Origin of the sequence: Sphingopyxis lindanitolerans, from assembly GCF_002993885.1 — a bacterium.
Lineage (GTDB): Bacteria > Pseudomonadota > Alphaproteobacteria > Sphingomonadales > Sphingomonadaceae > Sphingopyxis > Sphingopyxis lindanitolerans.
Genome location: NZ_CM009578.1, coordinates 2,304,318 through 2,324,887 on the forward strand (window position 1 = coordinate 2,304,318; position 20,570 = coordinate 2,324,887).

The 20,570-nt window shown below is 67.6% G+C and carries 17 protein-coding genes; 9 read left to right on the top strand and 8 right to left on the bottom strand.

Features of this window, described 5'->3' with window-relative positions; all coding sequences use genetic code 11:
- From rpmD to CVO77_RS11180, 6 genes are all read left to right on the top strand, one after another.
- Window positions 1-186: a 50S ribosomal protein L30 gene (rpmD, locus tag CVO77_RS11155; RefSeq protein WP_105999117.1), complete on the top strand. Its 186-nt coding sequence runs from the start codon at window positions 1-3 to the stop codon at window positions 184-186.
- Window positions 187-393 carry a DUF1737 domain-containing protein gene (locus tag CVO77_RS11160; protein WP_105999118.1) on the top strand — a complete coding sequence of 69 codons (207 nt, stop codon included), beginning with the start codon at window positions 187-189 and terminating at the stop codon, window positions 391-393.
- Window positions 394-439: 46 nt separating this feature from the next.
- A complete protein-coding gene (gene rplO, locus CVO77_RS11165) occupies window positions 440-967 on the top strand; it encodes a 50S ribosomal protein L15 (RefSeq protein ID WP_105999119.1) in 528 nt (175 codons plus the stop codon).
- 266 nt (window positions 968-1,233) lie between these two features.
- Window positions 1,234-2,607, top strand: coding sequence for a preprotein translocase subunit SecY (secY, locus tag CVO77_RS11170; RefSeq protein WP_105999120.1), 1,374 nt, complete (start codon window positions 1,234-1,236; stop codon window positions 2,605-2,607).
- Window positions 2,608-2,653: 46 nt separating this feature from the next.
- Window positions 2,654-3,316, top strand: coding sequence for an adenylate kinase (locus CVO77_RS11175; RefSeq protein WP_192878818.1), 663 nt, complete (start codon window positions 2,654-2,656; stop codon window positions 3,314-3,316).
- A 46-nt stretch (window positions 3,317-3,362) separates the two neighbouring features.
- The gene (locus CVO77_RS11180; RefSeq protein ID WP_105999121.1) at window positions 3,363-4,046 is read left to right on the top strand and encodes an SRPBCC family protein; all 684 of its coding nucleotides are present in this window, start codon (window positions 3,363-3,365) and stop codon (window positions 4,044-4,046) included.
- Here CVO77_RS11180 and CVO77_RS11185 read toward each other — a convergent pair.
- Window positions 4,043-4,570 carry a YceD family protein gene (locus CVO77_RS11185; protein ID WP_105999122.1) on the bottom strand — a complete coding sequence of 176 codons (528 nt, stop codon included), beginning with the start codon at window positions 4,568-4,570 and terminating at the stop codon, window positions 4,043-4,045. The genes CVO77_RS11180 and CVO77_RS11185 overlap by 4 nt on opposite strands.
- Window positions 4,567-5,100, bottom strand: coding sequence for a ubiquinol-cytochrome C chaperone family protein (locus CVO77_RS11190; protein WP_105999123.1), 534 nt, complete (start codon window positions 5,098-5,100; stop codon window positions 4,567-4,569). Before CVO77_RS11190 ends, CVO77_RS11185 begins: the two co-directional genes overlap by 4 nt.
- Before the next feature lie 168 nt (window positions 5,101-5,268).
- On the opposite strand from CVO77_RS11190, the gene CVO77_RS11195 reads away from it, so the two are divergent.
- On the top strand, window positions 5,269-5,757 hold the full coding sequence (locus CVO77_RS11195; protein WP_105999124.1) for an outer membrane protein assembly factor BamE: 489 nt from the start codon (window positions 5,269-5,271) through the stop codon (window positions 5,755-5,757).
- A gap of 156 nt (window positions 5,758-5,913) precedes the next feature.
- Here CVO77_RS11195 and CVO77_RS11200 read toward each other — a convergent pair whose 3' ends face one another.
- Window positions 5,914-8,178 (bottom strand): NADP-dependent malic enzyme, encoded by a 2,265-nt coding sequence (locus CVO77_RS11200; protein WP_105999125.1) that lies wholly within the window; start codon window positions 8,176-8,178, stop codon window positions 5,914-5,916.
- Between the two features lie 616 nt (window positions 8,179-8,794).
- On the opposite strand from CVO77_RS11200, the gene mutS reads away from it, so the two are divergent.
- A complete protein-coding gene (gene mutS, locus CVO77_RS11205) occupies window positions 8,795-11,467 on the top strand; it encodes a DNA mismatch repair protein MutS (RefSeq protein WP_105999126.1) in 2,673 nt (890 codons plus the stop codon).
- Between the two features lie 152 nt (window positions 11,468-11,619).
- On the top strand, window positions 11,620-14,379 hold the full coding sequence (locus CVO77_RS11210) for a [protein-PII] uridylyltransferase (protein ID WP_105999127.1): 2,760 nt from the start codon (window positions 11,620-11,622) through the stop codon (window positions 14,377-14,379).
- A 111-nt stretch (window positions 14,380-14,490) separates the two neighbouring features.
- On the opposite strand, the gene CVO77_RS11215 is transcribed toward CVO77_RS11210, so the two are convergent.
- The 5 genes from CVO77_RS11215 to CVO77_RS11235 form a co-directional block, all read right to left on the bottom strand.
- Window positions 14,491-14,934 (bottom strand): GFA family protein, encoded by a 444-nt coding sequence (locus CVO77_RS11215; protein ID WP_105999128.1) that lies wholly within the window; start codon window positions 14,932-14,934, stop codon window positions 14,491-14,493.
- Window positions 14,931-15,881, bottom strand: a complete 951-nt coding sequence (locus CVO77_RS11220) for an alpha/beta hydrolase (RefSeq protein WP_105999129.1) — start codon at window positions 15,879-15,881, stop codon at window positions 14,931-14,933. The genes CVO77_RS11215 and CVO77_RS11220 overlap by 4 nt, the downstream gene beginning before the upstream one ends.
- 151 nt (window positions 15,882-16,032) lie before the next feature.
- Entirely contained in the window at window positions 16,033-18,420 is a 2,388-nt protein-coding gene (gene pheT, locus CVO77_RS11225; protein ID WP_105999130.1) for a phenylalanine--tRNA ligase subunit beta, read from the bottom strand.
- Entirely contained in the window at window positions 18,417-19,514 is a 1,098-nt protein-coding gene (pheS, locus tag CVO77_RS11230) for a phenylalanine--tRNA ligase subunit alpha (protein WP_105999131.1), read from the bottom strand. Before pheS ends, pheT begins: the two co-directional genes overlap by 4 nt.
- A gap of 99 nt (window positions 19,515-19,613) precedes the next feature.
- Window positions 19,614-20,516 carry a helix-turn-helix domain-containing protein gene (locus tag CVO77_RS11235; protein ID WP_105999132.1) on the bottom strand — a complete coding sequence of 301 codons (903 nt, stop codon included), beginning with the start codon at window positions 20,514-20,516 and terminating at the stop codon, window positions 19,614-19,616.
- Window positions 20,517-20,570 lie beyond the last annotated feature (54 nt).

Sequence of the window (20,570 nt, forward strand, 5' to 3'; positions counted from 1 at the left end):
ATGGCTGACAAGACAATCAAGATCCGCCAGATCGGCTCGCCGATCCGTCGTCCGAAAAGCCAGCGCGCCATCCTGACCGGCCTCGGCCTGGGCAAGATGCACCGCGTGGTCGAACTGGTCGACACCCCGGAAGTGCGCGGCATGATCCGCAAGCTTCCGCACATGGTGGAAGTCGTCGAGGGCTGAATGAAGCTCTACCGCCTGTTGACCGGTTCCGACGACGCCGCCTTTTGCGCCCGCGTCGAGGGACTGCTCAACCGGGGGTGGCAGCTTCACGGCAGCCCCTCGATCACCAATGTCGATGGCCGCGGCTATGTCGCCCAGGCCATCGTGATGGAAAAGGCCGGGCCCTATCCCGGCTTTCAGCCGTCGAGTGACATCGAACCGGACTAGCCCCTTGGGGCGCGTCCATAGCGCGAACAGAGCGAAAGCGAGTGCAATGACTATCAAACTCAACGATCTTCGTGACAATAATGGCGCCCGCAAGGGCCGGATGCGCGTCGGACGCGGCATCGGCTCGGGCAAGGGCAAGACCGCCGGTCGCGGCCAGAAGGGCCAGAAGGCGCGCAGCGGTGTCGCGATCAACGGCTTCGAGGGCGGCCAGATGCCGCTCCACATGCGCATCCCGAAGCGCGGCTTCAACAATATCTTCGGCAAGGATTTCGCGATCGTGAACCTGGGCCAGATCCAGAAGCTGATCGACGAGAAGAAGCTCGACGCCAAGGCGACGATCGACCATGCCGCGCTCAAGGCGGCGGGCGTCGCGCGCGGCGGCAAGGATGGCGTCCGCCTCCTCGCCAAGGGCGAACTGACCGCCAAGCTGAATTTCGCGGTCGCCGGCGCGTCGAAGGGCGCGATCGAAGCGGTCGAAAAGACCGGCGGCAAGGTCGAACTGCCCGAACCCAAGCCCGAAGGCGACGGCAAGAAGGCCAAGCGCAAGGCCGAAGCGGCCGCCAAGCGGGGCTGATTTATTGCGAAGGGTGGTTCGGAACACGAACCACCCTTTGTTATTTGAAGACCGATATTTCCCGTTCGTGTCGAGCGAAGTCGAGACACCCATCGGGTCAGTGCAAGTTCGAGGGGCATCTCGATTTTGCTCGATGCGAACGGATAAATGGGGCTTGTAAGGGCCGCGCCTCTAAATAGGCCTTTCCCCTTGCGCTTCGCCACTGCCGAACGCACATAGGCGCCGGGTCGCGGGGGGCGCGGTCCGGAAATCCGAGGAAAACACCCATGGCCTCTCGCGCCGACCATCTTGCTTCCAGTCTGAATTTTTCGAAGTTCGGCCAGGCGACCGAGCTCAAGAACCGCCTCTGGTTCACGATCGGCGCGCTGATCGTCTTTCGCTTCCTGTCGTTCGTGCCGCTCCCCGGGGTCGATCCGGTCGCGCTGTCGCGGCTCTATTCGCAGGCGGCGACGGGCGGCATCCTCGACATCTTCAACACATTCTCGGGCGGCAGCCTGGAGCGGATGAGCATCATCGCGCTCGGCGTCATGCCCTATATCACGGCGTCGATCGTCGTTCAGCTCGCCTCGGCGCTCGCCCCCAGCCTCGCCGCGCTCAAGAAAGAGGGCGAAAGCGGACGCAAGAAGCTCAACCAGTACACGCGCTACGGCACCGTCTTCCTGACCGCGATCCAGGGCTATTTCATCGCCGTCGGTCTCGAAACGCTCGGCCAGAGCCAGGGCGTCGCGGCGGTCGTCGATCCCGGCATGATGTTCCGCATCGGCGCCGTGATCAGCATCGTCGGCGGCACGCTCTTCCTGATGTGGCTCGGTGAACAGGTCACCAGCCGCGGCATCGGCAACGGCGTTTCGCTGATCATCATGGCGGGCATTCTCGCCCAGTTGCCGCGCAGCTTTTCGCAGATGTTCACGCAGGTGCGCGAAGGGTCGATGGGTGGCGGCACGATCATCGCGGTGGTCGGCGGCGCCGTGCTCATCATCGCCGCGATCAGTTTCATGGAACTCGCGCAGCGGCGCGTCCTCGTCCAATATCCAAAACGCGCGACGCAACGCGGCATGATGCAGGCCGATCGCAGCCACCTGCCGCTCAAGGTCAACACCTCGGGCGTGATTCCGCCGATCTTCGCTTCGTCGCTGCTGCTGATGCCGCTCACCGTCACCCAGATGCTCGGCAGCAATGTCGAACAGGATACGGCGTGGGGCGAATTCCTCGTCACGCTCAACCAATATCTCGCGCACGGCCAGCCGCTCTATATGGCGCTCTATGCCGGGGGCATCATCTTCTTCTGCTTCTTCTATGTCGCGGTCGTCTTCAACCCCGAAGAAACCGCCGACAATCTGAAGCGTCAGAACGGGTTCATTCCCGGCATCCGTCCGGGCAAGAACACCGCCGCCTATCTCGATTTCGTGCTGACGCGCATCACCGTGATCGGGGCGATCTATCTGGCGCTCATCTGCCTCGTTCCCGAATATTTCATCGCCAAATCGGGGTTGCCGTTCCAGCTCGGCGGAACCAGCCTGCTGATCATCGTCAATGTGACGATCGATACGATCAGCCAGATGCAGAGCCACATGCTCGCGCATCAATATGGCGACCTGATCAAGAAAGCCAAATTGAAGGGCGGCGTTGCGCGGCGCTGATCGGTCGGTTAGGGCCACCCCGACGGAACGGGAAACAGGGGCTTCCATGACGCTGAACATCATTTTGCTGGGGCCGCCGGGGGCGGGCAAGGGAACACAGGCTTCGCGGCTCGAAAGCGAACATGGCATGGTCCAGCTTTCGACCGGCGACATGCTGCGCGCCGCGGTCAAGGCGGGAACGCCGATCGGCCTCCAGGCCAAGGCGGTGATGGACGCGGGCGCGCTGGTGTCGGACGCGATCGTCTCGGGCCTCATCGGCGAACGGCTCGACGAGCTTGGCGGCGAAACCTCGGTGATCTTCGACGGCTATCCGCGCACCGCGGCGCAGGCCGATGCGCTCGACGCGATCCTGTCGGACCGCGGCCGCAAGCTCGACCATGTGATCGAACTGGTGGTCGAGGAAGACGCGCTTGTCGACCGCATCACCGGCCGCTTCAGCTGCGCCCAATGCGGCGCGGGCTATCACGACCGCTACAAGCTGCCCAAGGTCGCCGATACCTGCGACGTCTGCGGCGCCCATGACTTCAAGCGCCGCCCCGACGACAATGAGGAAACGGTGCGCACGCGGATGGCCGAATATCGCGCCAAGACCGCGCCGATCCTGCCGATCTACGAAGCGCGCGGGATCGTGGCAAGGGTCGACGGCATGGCCGACATCGACCATGTCAACGACGCGATCGAGGCGATCCTGGGCAGCGACGCCAGCTAGCCAGTGTCCCCGCCGCCGTCTATGAAGGCGGCAAAGGGGACAGGGCATGGATCGCAAGACAATCTTCGGCGCGGCGCTGCTTTCGGTGGCGGCGCTAACGGCCGCTCCGGCAGCGGCCAAGGTCATCGACCAGAGCGATATCGGCTTCACCGTCGCGCATACCGCGCATGTTGCGGCGACGCCCGACGATGTCTGGGCCATGCTGCGCCTGCCCGACAAATGGTGGTCGAAGGAGCATAGCTGGTCGGGCGATGCCGCGAATTTCTGGCTCGATTCGCAGGCCGGCGGCTGTTTCTGCGAAAAGCTGCCCGGCGCAGGCGGCGCGATGGGCAGCGTCCAGCATGCGCGGATCCTCTTTGCCAAGCCGGGCGAAATGATGCGGCTGTCGGGCGCCTTCGGCCCCTTGCAGGGCGAGGCGGTCACCGGCACGCTGACGATCCAGATCAAAAAGACCGCGACGGGCAGCGCGATCCGCTTCGACTATGTCGTCGGCGGCTATATGCGCTTCAAGGTCGCCGACGTCGCCCCCGCGGTCGACAAGGTGCTCGGCGAACAACTGGCCGGGCTCGCGAAAGCGCTCGGCGGATCGCTGCCGGTCGCGCACGAAAAGGACGACGGCGACGCGAAGGACGCGCCCGCCAGGGACGAGCCGGCCAGCGACGAGCCCGGCCTCGACGCCGTCGCCGCCGATCTGGCGAAGGACGAACCGAAGGAAACGCCCGAAACCTAGGCTCCGGGGCTGCCCCGCAGCTTGGCGAGCGCCGCGAACGGTCCCGCCTGCTCTTCGCTGAGCACGCCTTTCTCGGCGAGGATGCGGTCGGCGTCGGGGTGGCGCGGGAAGGGTTCGAGCGCCAGCGACAGCGTCTGCACCGCCACCTCGCCAAGGTCGATCCGCTCGCCGTCGAGCGCCAGGATTTCGCAGTCGGCGTCGCTGATCTCGACCTCCTCCTCGCCGCCCTCGGCAGGCTCCGCATCGCGCAGGAAACGCAGGTCGAACGTCTCGCGCAGCTTGGCGGGCACCGGCAGGCCGGTCGCCGCGCAGCTTTGCACGACCCTGGCGGCGATCTCGCCCGTCGCGGCAATGCCGCCCGCGATGCTGCGCACGTCGGCGGTTACGACGAAACGGTCGAGCGCGACGAGCGCCAGTCGGCGGGCGATCGCGGCGCGCGCCGCTTCATCGGCCTCGATCGTCACCGTGCGGCCCTGCGCCGCCTCGACCAGCGTGACGCCATGCGAAAATTCGGGCGCGGTCATGCGCGCGGCGCCGGCAAATGGTCGGCGACGATCAGCGCCGCGACCGGCATCGCGGCCAGCCCCGCGCGCAGGGCCGCGACCCCGGCCAGGACATGCGCCACGCCCGCGTCGGGCGCATCCTTGCCGCGCCACAGGTTGCGCACCAGCGCCGCTCTCAGCTCCTCCGACCCGTCGGGGGCGCGATAGACGCCCAGGCGGCCGCCGAGCGCGCCGACCATCCGCCCGATCTGCTTGCCGACGACCATGTCGCCGAAACCGATCTGGCGCATCTGCCCGTCCATGTCGTCGACGAACAATTCGGTGAGCTGGACCCCCGCGAGCCCCTGACCCGGATCGTCGTCGATACGGTGGAGGACGAGCGCGAGCACCAGGCTGATCATGTCGAAGCGGCCGTCGAGCGTGTCGGGAACGCCGCCCTCGCGATACCAGTGCGGCGCGCGCGCGGCGGCGACGACCGCGTTCCACAGCGGGCGGCGCGCCTCGCGCGGATCGGGGCCGGATCGGAAGAGTTTGCGGAGCGATGAAAGCATCGCGCACGCTTAGGCCGAATCGGCCTGTCGGAAAAGGGGCCTCGGTCAGCTTGGCGCAAGCTTTGTCGCGGCATAAGCCGCTTGTGCGCGCCGACCGCTTGCGGTTAAGAGGCGCGAGAGACAGCGCCATCCGCCGGACCGGGGGAAAGGGCGCGACGGAGACAATTGATGCCGATCGCAAATCCCCTGCTTCCCGCCCGCCCCGTGCGCCTGATCGTCGCCGGGCTGGCGCTCGCGCTGGCCGCCAGTGGCTGCGCGCAGCTCAAGGGGCGGCAGGGCTATGTCGTCGATCCGGTGCTGACCAATGCGGTCACCCCCGGCGTCGACAATCGCGAATCGGTCGAAAAGACGCTCGGCCGCCCGACCTTCGTCGGCCAGTTCAGCGACAATGAATATTATTATGTCTCGCGCGAGACCCGCCAGCTCGCCTTCGCGCGCCCGCGCCCGGTCGCGCAGCAGGTGCTGCGCGTGCGCTTCGACCCCGCGGGCAATGTCGTCGCGGTCGACAAGACCGGCCTCGAACTGGTGAGCAAGATCCATCCCGAAGGCGACACGACCCCGACGCTCGGCCGTCACCGCAGCTTCTTCGAGGATATCTTCGGCAATATCGGCGCGGTCGGCGCCCCCGGCATGGGCGGTGGATCGCAGGGGCAGTAAACGCCGTCCCTTCCTTCGTCGTCACCCTGAACTTGTTCCAGGGTCCATGGCCGAACCTTTCCGCCCGCGCAGCGCTGGACGAGAAGGCAGGTCATGGATGCTGAAACAAGTTTAGCATGACGAGGCTTGAACAAGCCAGGCGGTGCGCCCCGGGCCCTACCCCGCGATTCCCCCCGCGGCGAGCACCGCCAGCGTCACCAGGTCCGACGCGGGTGAGGCCATGGTTGCGACCTGCACCGGCTTTTCCATTCCGATCAGCATCGGCCCGATGACGGCGCTGCCGCCCAGTTCGCGCAGCAGCTTCGCCGACAGATTGCCCGATTGCAGCCCCGGCATGATCAGCACGTTCGCGGGCCCCGACAGGCGGCAGAAGGGATATTTGTCCATCACCTTCGCGTTGAGCGCGACGTCGGGCGCCATTTCGCCTTCATATTCGAACTCGGGCCGGCGTTCGTCGAGGATGTGGACCGCGTCGCGGATATTGTCGAGCCAGCTTCCCGGCGGGTTGCCGAAGGTCGAATAGGACAGAAAGGCGACGCGCGGTTCGTGCCCCATGCGCCGCGCGACCTGCGCGGTGCGTTCGGCGATGTCGGCGAGCATCTCGGCCGACGGACGCTCGTTGACCGTGGTGTCGGCCATGAAGATCGTGTGATGCTGGCCGACGAGGACGTGGATGCCAAAGGCGGTCTTGCCCTCGGCGGGGTCGATCACGCGCCGGACTTCGCGCATCGTCTGCGAGTAGGTGCGGGTGACGCCGGTGATCATCGCATCGCCAAGGCCCAGCTTGAGCAGCAGCGAGCCAAAGATATTGCGGTCGCGGTTGACCATCCGCTCGACGTCGCGGCGCAGATAGCCGCGCCGTTGCAGCCGTTCATAGAGCAGGTCGACCATCTGCGGCACATGCGGCGAATTGACGCTGTTGTGGACCTCGAAACTTTCGGGATCGGCAACCCCCATCGCGCGCAGCTTGTCGTGCAGCCCCTCGCGCCCGACAAGCACCGGCGTGCCATAGCCGCCGTCGCGGAACTGGATCGCGGCGCGCAGCACCACTTCTTCCTCGCCCTCGGCAAAGACGACGCGCTTCGGATTGGCGCGCGCCGCCTCATAGGCGAGCGTCAGCACCGAGGTCGTCGGGTTGAGCCGCGCGCGCAGGCTGGTGCGATAGGCTTCCAGATCGGCGATCGGCAATTGCGCGACGCCGCTGTCCATCGCCGCCTTGGCGACCGCGGCGGGGACGATTTCCATCAATCGCGGGTCGAAGGGCGAGGGGATGATATATTCGGGGCCGAAACTCGACGCCCGCCCGCCATAGGCGACCGCCACCTCCTCGGGCACCTGCTGGCGCGCGAGGTCGGCGATGGCATAGGCGGCGGCGATCTTCATCTCTTCGTTGATCGCGGTCGCGCGCACGTCGAGCGCGCCGCGAAAGATGAAGGGGAAGCACAGCACATTGTTGACCTGGTTCGGATAGTCCGACCGGCCCGTCGCGATGATCGCATCGGGCCGCGCCGTGCGCGCCTCGGGCGGCGAGATTTCAGGGTCGGGGTTCGCCATCGCAAAGATGATCGGCGCCGCCGCCATGTCCTTGACCATCTCGGGCTTCAGCGCGCCCGCGGCCGACAGGCCGAGGAAGACGTCGGCGCCCTTCAGCGCCTCGGTCAGGTCGCGCGCCTCGGTCGGCACCGCATGCGCCGACTTCCACTGGTCCATCCCTTCGCTACGCCCCTGATAGATGACACCCTTGCGGTCGCACATGATGACATTTTCGTGCCGCACGCCCATCGCCTTGATCAGCGCGGTGCAGGCGATCGCCGCGGCGCCGGCGCCGTTGACGACGACCTTCACCGTCGCCAGGTCGCGCCCGGTCAGGTGGCAGGCGTTGATGAGGCCCGCGGCGGTGATGATCGCGGTGCCATGCTGGTCGTCATGGAACACCGGGATGTTCATCTTTTCCTTCAGCGCCGCCTCGATGATGAAGCAGTTGGGCGCCGCGATATCCTCGAGGTTGATGCCGCCGAAACTCGGTTCGAGCAGTTCGACCGCTTCGATGAAACGCTGCGGATCTTCGGTATCGACCTCGAGGTCGATCGAATCGACGTCGGCGAAGCGCTTGAACAGCACCGCCTTGCCTTCCATCACCGGCTTCGAGGCGAGCGCGCCGAGATTGCCGAGGCCAAGGATCGCGGTGCCGTTCGAAATGACGGCGACCAGATTGCCCTTGATCGTATAATCATAGGCCTTGGACGGATCTTCGGCGATCGCGTTGACCGGGACGGCGACGCCGGGCGAATAAGCGAGGCTGAGATCGCGCTGGGTCGCCATCGGTTTCGAGGCGACGATCTCGATTTTCCCGGGCCGGCCATAGCTGTGATAGAGCAGGGCCTCGCGGTCCGAAAATTGCACCTTGCTGCCGCTGTCCATATTTATCCCCTTGGTTCGATTCCAGACGCGCGCCCGTTCCCAATCCCCTAGCGCCGCAGCGGCAAAATGTAACCGGCAATGTTGTGCTGCGGTCGCGGCGGGAACGCGCGGGCGGGAGCTATGACCGGACGCAATTGTCGGGCGGGGCCGGTTTGAAGAAACTTCGCGCAGAGGCGCAAAGAGCGCAGAGGACAGGGTTCACGCGGAGACGCGGAGGCGCGCAGAGGAGCGCCGGCCGCGAAGCGGCTTTACGCCTGCAACGCCTCAACAAATCGCATCCTGGAAGATGAAAGCGGGCCTGTCGGCCCGAGTCTCCCTCTCCGCGTCTCCGCGTCTCCGCGTGAATCTTTTTCACCGACTTCTCTGCGCTCTCTGCGCCTCTGCGCGAATCCTGTTCCAAAGCAGACATGGTGAAATGTAACCGGCAATGCGAAGGATGATCGATCTCCCTTTCCTCGTCATGCTGAACGTGTTTCGGCATCCATGGCCGGACGAAGCCTCCAAAACCGCGCTGGCGCGACAGGCTTGGGCCATGGACTCCGAAACAAGTTCCGGGTGACGATCGAGAGAGGCCGCATCACTTGCCATGCCGCCCTCAATCACTAAGCAAGGTTCGATGTCCGTCCCCGCCCGCCCCGCCGCCAACAGCAACAGCGCCCCCGCCGCCACCCCGATGATGGCGCAATATTGGTCGCTGAAGGACAAGGCGGGCGACTGCCTGCTCTTCTATCGCATGGGCGACTTTTTCGAATTATTCTTCGACGATGCAAAGGCGGCGGCCGCGACGCTCGACATCGCGCTGACATCGCGCGGCGAACATGGCGGCGCGCCGGTGCCGATGTGCGGGGTGCCCGCGCATTCGGCCGAATCCTATCTGGCGCGGCTGATCAAGGCGGGGCACCGCGTCGCGATCGCCGAACAGATCGAAACCCCGGCCGAGGCGAAGGCGCGCGGCGGGTCGAAGGCGCTGGTCGCGCGCGACATCATCCGCTTCGTCACCGCGGGGACGCTGACCGAGGAGGCGCTCCTCGAAGGGCGTAGCGCGAACCGGCTCGCCGCGCTGGCGCGGGTCGGGAGCGAGGGCGAGGTCGCGATCGCCGCCGCCGACATCTCGACCGGACGGTTCGAGGTGGTCGCGGTGCGCCCCGACCAGGTCGACGCCGAACTCGCGCGGCTCGCACCGTCCGAACTGCTCGTCAGCGAGGCCGCCGAAGAGGTGCCCGAGTGGGTCGCGCGCCAGGTCGTGCGGCGCCCGCCGGCGGATTTTTCGAGCACGACGGCGCAGAAACGCCTCGAAGGCTTTTTCGGCGTCCAGACGCTCGACGGTTTCGGGCAGTTCGGGCGCGGCGAGCTTGCCGCGATGGGGGCGATCGCCGCCTATCTCGACCATGTCGGCACCGGCACCCCGATCTTCCTCCAGCCGCCGCTGCGCCACCAGGCGTCGGGCCGGATGGCGATCGACGCCGCGACGCGCGAAAGCCTCGAGCTTGTCCGCACGATGACAGGGGTGGGGGCGGGCGGGCGCGACGGCAGCCTGCTCGGCACCATCGACCGCACGGTGACCGCGGCGGGGGCGCGGCTGCTTGCCGACGATCTGGCGAGCCCGCTCACCGACAGGGAGGCGATTCTCGACCGGCTCGACCTCGTCGATGGCCTCGCGCGCGATGCGCTGTGGCGCGGCGATCTGCGCCGCGATCTGCGCGCGCTTCCCGACGCCGGGCGTGCGCTCGGTCGCCTCGTCGCCGGACGCGGGGGACCGCGCGACCTCGCGCAGCTTCGCGATGCGCTCGGCGGCGCGCGGTTGCTTCGCGAACGGCTGGCGCGGCGCCCCGACCTGCCGCCGCTGCTCGCGCGCCTGCTGCCCGGCCTCGACGGCCATGGCGCGCTCGTCGACGAATTGACCCGCGCGCTGATCGAAACCCCGCCGGTCGATGCCGCGCAGGGCGGCTATGTCGCCGAAGGCTATGACCATGCGCTCGACGCGCTGCGCGAAACCGCGCGCGACGGGCGCAAGGCGATCGCCGCGCTCGAAGCCGGGTATCGCGACCATACCGGCATCGCCTCGCTCAAGATCCGCCACAATGGCGTCCTCGGCTACCATGTCGAGGTGCCGGCAAAGCATGGCGATGCGCTGATGGCGCCCGATTCGGGCTTCACCCACCGCCAGACGCTCGCCGGGGTCGTGCGCTTCAACTCGTCCGACCTCCACGAAGCGGCGAGCCGGGTGACGCAGGCCGGCGTCCACGCGATCGCCGCCGAGGCCGCGCATCTCGAAGCGCTCACCGACGCTGCCGTCTCGCGCCGCGAAGCGATCGCCGCCAGCTGCGACATACTCGCGCGCATCGACGTCGCCGCCGCGCTCGCCGACCATGCGATGAGCCACAACTGGTGCCGCCCCGACCTCGCCGACGAGCCATGCCTCGACGTCGCGGGCGGCCGCCATCCGGTGGTCGAGGCGGCGCTCGCGAAAGCGGGCGAGCGTTTCGTCCCCAATGATGTGACGCTGTCGCCCGACGACCGGCTCTGGCTCGTCACCGGCCCGAACATGGGCGGCAAATCGACCTTCCTGCGCCAGAATGCGCTGATCGTCGTCCTCGCGCAGGCGGGCGGCTTCGTTCCCGCCGCTGCCGCGAAGCTCGGCCTCGTCGACCGATTGTTCAGCCGCGTCGGGGCCAGCGACAATCTCGCGCGCGGGCGCTCGACCTTCATGGTCGAGATGGTCGAGACCGCCGCGATCCTCGCGCAGGCGACCGAACGAAGCTTCGTCATATTGGACGAGGTCGGGCGCGGCACCTCGACCTATGACGGGCTCGCGCTCGCCTGGTCGGTGGTCGAGGCGGTGCACGAGGTCAACCGCTGCCGCTGCCTGTTCGCGACCCATTATCACGAACTGACGCGGCTCGCCGAAACGCTGGACGCGCTGTCGCTCCACCATGTCCGCGCACGCGAATGGCAGGGCGACCTGGTGCTGCTCCACGAACTCGCCGAAGGCCCCGCCGATCGCAGCTATGGCCTTGCCGTCGCGCGGCTGGCGGGGGTTCCCGCGGGCGTCGTCAAGCGCGCCGAGGCGGTGCTCGCCAAGCTCGAAGCCGGGCGCGAGAAGACGGGGGGCCTCGCCGCGGGGCTCGACGACCTGCCGCTGTTCGCCGCGACCCTCGCCGCGGCGCCGGCGGCCGCCAAGGACGCGCTGCGCGAGGCGCTGGCCGCGATCGACCCCGACGCGCTTGCGCCGCGCGAGGCGCTGGGCGAACTCTATCGGCTCAAGCAGATATTGGCGGGAGAGGGTTAGGCGATGATGTGGAACCCAACCTATCAACCGCATCCCCGAGCGAAGACGAGGGGGCCAGCCGAGCGAAGTCGAGGCCTGCGGCGTTGCGGGTTCTCGCCACGCTCGAATGAGCCCCTCGTCTTCGCTCGGGGATGCGGAGTGTTGGGATTGGCATGAGCGACCTGTTCGACAATCTCGACCAGCGCCGCGCGATCATCGACCGCCGCGCGCTGTCCGACCGGCTCGACGCGATCGCCGGGGAAACCAGCGATTCGGGAAAGCGCCGCCGCGCGATGGTCGACCTGCTCAAGGCGGCGCTCGACGAGGGGCGGGCCGAGATCAACCGCCGCCTGCTCGCGCATCCCTCGTCGGGGCGGCTCGCCGCGAGCGCCACCGCCTTCCTGATCGATCAGATCGTTCGCCTCAGCCACGACTTCACCGTCGATCATCTCTATCCGTCGGGAAACCGGTCGGCGGGCGAACGGATTACGCTGATCGCGGTCGGCGGCTATGGCCGCGGTGAAATGGCGCCGTTCAGCGACATCGACATCGGCTTCCTCACCCCGTTCAAGCAGACGAGCTGGACCGAGCAGGTGATCGAGGCGCAGCTTTATACGCTGTGGGATCTCGGGCTGAAGGTCGGCCATTCGTCGCGCTCGGTCGACGAGATGATCCGCGCCGCGAAGGAGGATCTGACCGTCCGCACCGCGCTGCTCGAGGCGCGTTTCGTCTGGGGCGACCGCGACCTCTACGACCAGGCGGCGGCGCGCTTCGATGCCGAGGTCGTCGCGGGCAATGCGCGCGCGTTCGTCGCGGACAAGCTCGCCGAGCGCGACGATCGGCACAAGCGCATGGGCGATTCGCGCTATGTCGTCGAACCCAATGTGAAGGAAGGGAAGGGGGGGCTGCGCGACCTCCACACTTTGTTCTGGATCGGCAAGTTCATCCACCGCGTCCGCACCGTTCGCGAGCTCGTTGACGCGGGGCTGCTCACCGACCGCGAGCTTCGCCAGTTCGAGCGCGCCGAAAATTTCCTGCTCGCGGTGCGCTGCCACCTCCACACGCTCGCGGGAAGGGCCGAGGACCGGCTGACCTTCGATTTCCAGCGCGAGATCGCGCAGCGGATGCAGTTCGCCGAGCGGCCGGGGAAACGCGCGGTCGAGCGTTTCATGCAGCTCTATTTCCTTCATGCGAAAAGCGTCGGCGACCTCACCGGCACCTTCCTCGCGCACCTCGACGAGCAGCTCGCGGCGCGCGGGCGGCGCTTTTTGCCGACGCTGCGGCGGCGGCCGGGCAAGCTCCACGGCTTCGTCCTCGACCGCGGCCGGCTCGCGCTGCCGTCGGACGATTTCTTCGCCGCCGACCCGGTGCGGCTGATCGAGATTTTCGCGCTCGCCGACAAGCATGGGCTGGAGATTCATCCGCAGGCGATGCGCCAGGCGCGCCACGACGCCAAGCTGATCGAGACGCAGGGCGTGCGCCGCCAGGCGCGCGCGAACGCGCTGTTCCTCGATGTGCTGACCAGCCCGCGCGATCCCGAAACGGTGCTGCGCTGGATGAACGAAGCCGCGGTGTTCGGCCGATTCGTTCCCGATTTCGGCCGCGTCGTCGCGCAGATGCAGTTCGACATGTATCATCATTATACCGTCGACGAACATACGATCCGCGCGATCGGCCTGCTGTCGGACATCGAGCAGGACCGGCTGGGCGACGATCACCCGCTCTCGACCACGATCATGCACCAGGTCCATTCGCGGCGGGTGATCTATGCCGCGGTGCTGCTGCACGACATCGCCAAGGGGCGCGGCGGCGACCATAGCGTGCTCGGCGCCGAACTCGCGCTGCGCGTCTGTCCGCGGCTGGGGCTGGGCGCGGCCGAGACCGAGACGGTGTCGTGGCTCGTGCGTCACCATCTGCTGATGTCGGCGACCGCTTTCAAGCGCGACCTCGCCGATTTCAAAACAATCCTCGACTTCGCGCAGATCGTGCAAAGCCCCGAACGCCTGCGCCTGCTTCTCGTCCTGACCGTCGTCGATATCCGCGCGGTCGGCCCCGGCGTGTGGAACAGCTGGAAGCGGCAATTGCTCACCGAATTGTTCGACGCCGCCGAGGAGGTGCTGCGCCTCGGCCACAAGCAGCGCGGGCGCGAGGCGCGGATCGCAAGCAAGAAGGAGGAGGCGCAGGCGCTGCTCCAGTTCGGCGACAAGGAGTTCGCGAAGCTCGCGAAGCGGCTCCCCGAAAGCTACTGGATCGCCGAGCCGGTCGAGGTGATCGCCGCCAATCTGATCCATATCCAGAAGGCGGGCGACGCGCCGCTCCACATCGCGGCGGTCCCCGACGAGGATCGCGGCGCGACGCTGGTGATCGTGCTCGCCGCCGATCATCCGGGGCTTTTCTATCGCATGGTGGGGGGCATCCATCTCGCCGGCGGCAATATCATCGACGCGCGCATCCACACGACGCGCGACGGGCTCGCGCTCGACAATTTCCTTGTCCAGGATCCGCTCGGCCGGCCGTTCGACGAGGCGGGGCAGATCGACCGGCTGATCCGCGCGATCGAGGATGCGCTCGCGGGCCGGCAGAAATTGCTGCCCAAACTCGAAGCCCGCGCGCTGCCGCGCACCCGCGCCGAAGCGTTTCGCGTCGCCCCCAATGTCTTCATCGACAACAAGGCGTCGAACCGCTTCACGGTGATCGAGGTCAATGCGCAGGACCGCCCGGCGCTGCTCAACCAGCTCGCCTATGCGCTGTTCCAGTCGAAGGTGACGGTGCACAGCGCGCATGTCGCGACCTATGGCGAACGCGCGGTCGATACATTTTACGTGACCGACCTGCTCGGCGACAAGATCGACGGCGCGGCGCGGGTGAAGTCGCTCGAAAAACGCCTGCTCGAAGCCGCGGCCAGCCGCAGCGAGGACGCGGTCGCGGCGTGAGGCCGGGAGACATTCCAAAACGTCACCCTCGCGAAGGCGGGGGCCGCTAGCGGTTTACGCAGCGGCGAAGGGCAAGGCCGACAGCGGCCCCCGCCTGCGCGGGGGCGACGTCTATTGTCGGTCGCTTCCCGCCTTCACCGGATTCTGCGCATGCCCCGCGATGCCGTCCGGCAGGGTCAGCCACGCATGCCGGTCCTGCGACCACACCGCCTGTTCGGGCATCGGGAAATCGGGATCGGCAAAGGCCCCGACGGCGACGCCGATGCGGCCCGGAAGGCGGTCGGGCTCCCACCACAGCGACGATCCGCATTCGGGGCAGAAGTGGAAGGCGACGTCGAAACCGCTCGCCGACGAGCGCCGGAACATCTTCGCGACGCCGGCGGCCAGCGTCACCTCAGCGCGCGCGAAAAAGACCGCGACGCTGAACAGCGACCCGGTCCGCCGCTGGCAGTCGAGGCAATGGCAAAGCGATATTTTCGCGGGCTCGCCGGTGCAGCGAAGCTGGAGCTGGCCGCAATGGCAGGTCGCGAGCCGTTCCACCGCCCCGCCGCTCATGCGCCGGTCATCGCGGCGGCGGCGGCGAGCAGCCCCGCGTTGAAGCGCTGCGACAGCGGCGCATCGGGAACCGCGTTGAAGCCGTGGATCGCCCCGGCATAGCTGTGCAGCTCGACCGGCACCCCCGCCGCCGTGAGCCGCCGCGCATAATCGAGATTCTCGTCGAAGAAGAGGTCGAGGCTGCCGGTCGCGATATAGGCGGGCGGCAGGTTCGACAGATCGTCGGCGAGGCTCGGCGAAAACCAGCCGCGCCGCGCATCGTCGATACGGTAATCGCCCTGCAGCGCGCGCCAGCCGAAGCGATTGCTCGCGCGCGTCCAGATGAATTCGCCGGTGGTCGGATTGCGCCAGGGGCAAGCGTCGCCGCCAGTGCGATGGTCGAGCATCGGGTAAGTGAGAAGCTGCCCCGCGATCGCCGGGTCGCCGAGGTCGCGCGCCATGATCGCGAGCGTGGCCGCCAGCCCGCCGCCCGCGCTTTCGCCCGCGACGACGATCCGCCTCGCGTCGAAACCGAGCGCATCGGCTTGCTCCGCAAGCCACGCGAGCGCCGAATGGCAATCCTCCTGCGGCGCCGGAAAGGGATGCTCCGGCGCCAGCCGATATTCGACCGAGGCGACCGGCACCCCGGCGGCGGCGGCCAGTGCCGCCGGACCCGCCTGCATCTGCCGGATCGACCCCATCACCATGCCGCCGCCATGGATATGCAGGATCGCGCCGCTGCCCGGCCGGGTCTCCGCCGGACGATAGAGGAACAGCGAAATATCGGGTCCGCCGTGGATCGACGGGATCACCACCGCTTCGGGCGCGATGACCGGCGGCGGCAGAAGGGCATAGGTTTTCGACGCTCTGGCGCGAATATCGGCGATGGGCGCGGCGTCGAGATCGGCGCGCGGAAAGATGTCGAGCACCGGCGCGATATCCGGATCGACGAGGTGGCGGGTATCCATGATGAGCGTTTCCCCAGAATCTGTTGCCGGGACAAATTGCACGAAATCCGCACGATGCTCCAGTCTGCGTGGGCAAATGCCGAATGTCGGGCTTCGACTCGATAACCGCCAGCGGCCCCCGCCTGCGCGGGGGGCGACGAACAGCCGCGCCCTACCCCCGCAACACCGCCCCCAGCTTCGCCGCCGCCGTCACCACCTTGTCGGCGATCGCCTTCAGCTCGGCGTCGGTGAAGCTCTTGTCCAGCGGTTGCAGTTCGACCTCGACCGCCAGGCTCACCTGCCCCTCGGGCACGCCCTGGCCGGCGAAGCGGTCGAACAGCCGGGCCTCGACGATGCTCGTCTTGTCGGCGCCGCGGATCGCGCGGACCAGATCGCCCGCCGCCAGCGTTTCGGGCGCGAGAAAGGCGAAGTCGCGGCGCACCGACTGCAGCGCGGGCGGCGTATAGGCGGCGCGCGCCGGACCGTTCGCGCGTTTCGCGGGGATCGCGTCGAGAAAAATCTGCACCGCCATCACCGCCCCATCGACGTCGAAATGTTTCGCCAGCGCCGGATGCAGCGCGCCAAACTCGGCGAGCACCGCCTTGGGGCCAAGCCGCAGCGTCGCCGACTGGCCGGGATGCCAGATGCCGGGTTCGGCGACCGCTTCCATCACCTGCAGCCGGTCGGTGGGGGCGCCCGCGGCGTCGAGCAGCGCCAGCGCCGCCGCCTTCGCGTCAAAGGCGGTGAAGGGCGCGGCTTTCCCCGTCTGCCAATCGCGCGCCGCCTTGTCGCCCGCCATCAGCAGGGCCAGCGTCGGATGCTCGATCGCGCCCAGATAGCGGCGGCCGATCTCGAACAGCCGGACGCTGTCGGCGCCGCGATCCTGGTTGCGCTGCGCCGCGGCGAGCAGGCCGGGGAGCAGCGACGGGCGCATGATTTTCAGCTCTTCGCTGATCGGGTTGGCGAGGCTCCAGGTGCCGCCGCCAAAGGGTGCCGCTTCGCGCTCGCTGATGAACGACCAGGTCACCGCTTCGTGAAAGCCCGTCGCCGCGGCGGCGCGGCGCACCCGGCGTTCGAGCATCTGCTCGGCCGTAGCGGTCGGCTTGGCGACGCCGTCAGTACGCGGCAGCGGCACCGATTCGATCGCGTCGAACCCGGTGATGCGCGTGACTTCCTCGACCAGGTCGGGCGCGCCGTCGATGTCGCGGCGCCAGCTCGGCACCGCGACCTGCCAGCGACCGGCGCCGTCGATCACCGAGAAACCGAGGGCGGTCAGAATTTCCTTCTGCCGTCCGGCCGGAATCGCGATGCCGCCGAGCGTCGCCGACAGCGCCGGGTCGTAATCGACGGTCTTCACCTCGGCGGGCGGCGTTCCGGCGCGCGTCACCGCCGACGGCGTGCCGCCGCAGATCGCGAGGATATGGCCGGTGACGATCGCGGTCGCGTCGTCGAGGAAGGCGGGATCGACCCCGCGCTCGAACCGGCTGCGCGCGTCGCTGGTCAGCGCCAGTGCCTGCCCGGTCAGCGCGATGCGTTCGGGGGTGAAATAGGCGATTTCGAGCAACACATCGGTCGTCGTCTCGCTGCACCCGCTATGCTCGCCGCCCATGATGCCCGCGATGTCGTGGACGCCATGATCGTCGGCGAGCACCGTCATCGTGTCGGTGAGCGCATAGTCCTTGCCGTTGAGCGCGGTCGCGATCTCGCCATTCTTTGCGCGGCGGGCGACGAGCGCGCCGGTCAGTTGCGCGCGGTCATAGACATGGCTCGGGCGGCCAAGGTCGAACATCACATAATTGCTGATGTCGACAAGCGCCGAGATCGAGCGCTGGCCGACGGCTTCGAGGCGGCGGCGCATCCATTCGGGGGCGGCGGCGTTGGTGACGCCCGAAATTGTGCGGCCGAAGAAAGCGGGGCAACCCTCGGCATCGTCGGTGCGGATTTCGGTCGCGGGCGCGCCCTCGCCCGCGATCGTCGGGACGTCGAGCGGCTTCAGCGTGCCGAGCCCGGCGGCGGCGAGGTCGCGCGCGATCCCGCGCACGCCCATGCAATCCTGCCGGTTCGGGGTGATCGAAATGTCGATCACCGGATCGCCCGCGCCCGCATAATCGGCGAAGGCGGTGCCGACCGGTGCATCTTCGGGCAGCTCGATGATGCCGTCATGGTCGTCGCCAAGCTCAAGCTCGCGCGTCGAGCACATCATCCCGTTCGATTCGACGCCGCGGACGGCGGCGACCTTCAGCACCATGCCGTTCGCGGGCACGACCGCGCCGGGCAGGCCGAGCACGCCGACCAGCCCCGCGCGCGCGTTGGGCGCGCCGCAGACGATGGTGAGCGGCGCGCTTCCGTCGCCGCTGTCGACGGTCAGCACCTGCAATTTGTCGGCCTGCGGATGTTTCGCGGCGGTCAGCACCCTGGCGACGCGGAAACCCGCGAGTTTCTCGGCCGGATCCTCGACGCCTTCGACTTCGTGGCCGATGCGGTTCAAGGCGGCGACAACATCGGCGACGGTGAAATCACCTTCCAGATGTTCGCGGAGCCAATCCAGGGTGATCTTCATGCCGAAATCCCCCCGCTCAGCGTGGGCACCGACAGCGCGCCGAATCCATAATGCGCCAGCCAGCGCAGGTCGCCGTCGAAGAAGGCGCGCAAATCGTCCATGCCATATTTGAGCATCGCGATACGGTCGATACCGATGCCGAAGGCAAAGCCCTGCCATTCGTCGGGGTCGAGCCCGCAGTTCGCGATGACGCGGCGGCTGACCATCCCGCTGCCGAGCAGCTCCATCCACGCATGGCCCGCGTCGTCGCCGTTGCCGCCGACAATTCTCCGTCCCTTTTCATGGGCATAGCCGACATCGACCTCGGCCGAGGGTTCGGTGAAGGGGAAATAGGAGGGGCGCAGCCGCAGCACGATGTCGTCGCGCTCGAAAAAGGCCTTGAGGAAGGTTTCGAGCGTCCACTTGAGATGCCCCATATGGATGCCGCGATCGATGACGAGGCCTTCGACCTGGTGGAACATCGGGGTGTGCGTCGCATCGCTGTCGCTGCGATACACCCGCCCCGGCGCGATGATGCGGATCGGCGGCTCCTCGCTCATCATCGTGCGGATCTGCACCGGCGACGTGTGGGTGCGCAACAACATGCGCTGCGCGGCACTTTCGCCAACTTCCGGAAAATAGAAAGTGTCGTGCATCGCGCGCGCGGGATGCGTCTCGGGAATGTTGAGCGCGGTGAAGTTGCGCCAATCATCCTCGATCTCGGGCCCGGTCGCGACCGCAAAGCCCATGTCGGCGAAGATTTCGGCAAGCTCGTCCATCACCTGGCTCACCGGATGGACGCTGCCCTTGGCCGCGGCGGCGGCGGGGAGGGTCATGTCGAGCGTTTCACCCGCGAGCTTCGCATCGAGCGCGGCGCCTTCGAGCGCGGCTTTGCGCGCCGCGATCGCGGCGGTGACGGCTTCGCGCAGGCCGTGGATCTGCGGCCCTTCGGCCTGCCGCTCGTCGGGAGTCATGCCGCCGAGCGTCTTGAGCAGCCCGGTCACGCTCCCCGCCTTGCCGAGCGTCGCGACGCGCAGTGCCTCGAGCGCGTCGAGGTCGCTTGCGGCTTCAATCTCGCCCAGCAGCTTCGCTTTCAAGGCCTCTGTCTCGCTCATCGTCGTTCATTTCTTTATCGTTCGGGGGACGGCGGCCACCCGCGCATCGGTTGTCAGCCGCTTGCACCGAAGGCGCGGCGCGGGTCAAGCCCGGCGGCGCTATCCGCCGGGCTTGTGGAGCCCCTGCATCGCCTCGCCCAGCGCCGCGGCGCGCGCCCGCGCGGCGGCACCGAGGATCGGTTTCGGCCGTGCGGCATAGGTGCGCGGGCTCATCCCCATGAAGCGCTGAAAATCGCGCGTGAACTGCGCCTGGTCGTAATAATGATAGTCGAGCGTCGCGATCCAGCTCATCGACGGGTCGAGCATGAAGCGCGCAAGGCTGCGCAGGAAGCGCTGGCGGCGCAGCAACAGCTTGGGCGGAAAACCGAACGCCCGGCGCGACAATCGCTCGACCGACCGCTCGGACAGGCCGAGTTTTGCGGCGAGTTCGGCGACGCTGGTCAACGCATCGTCGATCAGCGCGGCGTGCGCGGCGAAAATGGTGGGATCGTCGCGCGGGGCGGTCGCGAGCAGGCCGACGAAATGGTCGTCGATCAGGCGCGCCGCGCTCGCCGCCTCCTTCGTCCGCCGAAGCGTCTTTGCGAGCGGGGCGTGCGCGGCGAACGCGGGATGCGCCGCGCCGTCGACGAACCGATCGGCGACATCCTCGGCGGGAAGCGCGAAGAATTTGGCCCAGCCCGCGGGCAGGATGCCGATCCCCCAGGCGCGCATCGGGCCCGCGACGAAACAGGTCGCCTTGCTCGTCGGGCCGGTGACGATGAAGTGCGGCGCGGGGTCGGGCGCGCCGCCGCCGACGGCGGCGAACGACGCTTCGCCGTCGATGAAGCGCAGGTTCGACCATTCGGGGTGGAGATAATCCTCGACCCGCACGCCGGGCGGCGCCTCCACCTCGGTCAGGTAGATGATGCTGCAATAGGGGCGCAGCGCTTCCGAAACAGGGAAAAAGCGCGTCGCGACGCGCACAGCGGCGGCCGGCCCGCTTGCAGATTCTCCCACGGTCATGGCGTCATCTTTTGCGGAGCGGCGCGTTAAAAAACAACAGTCCATACCAACGCG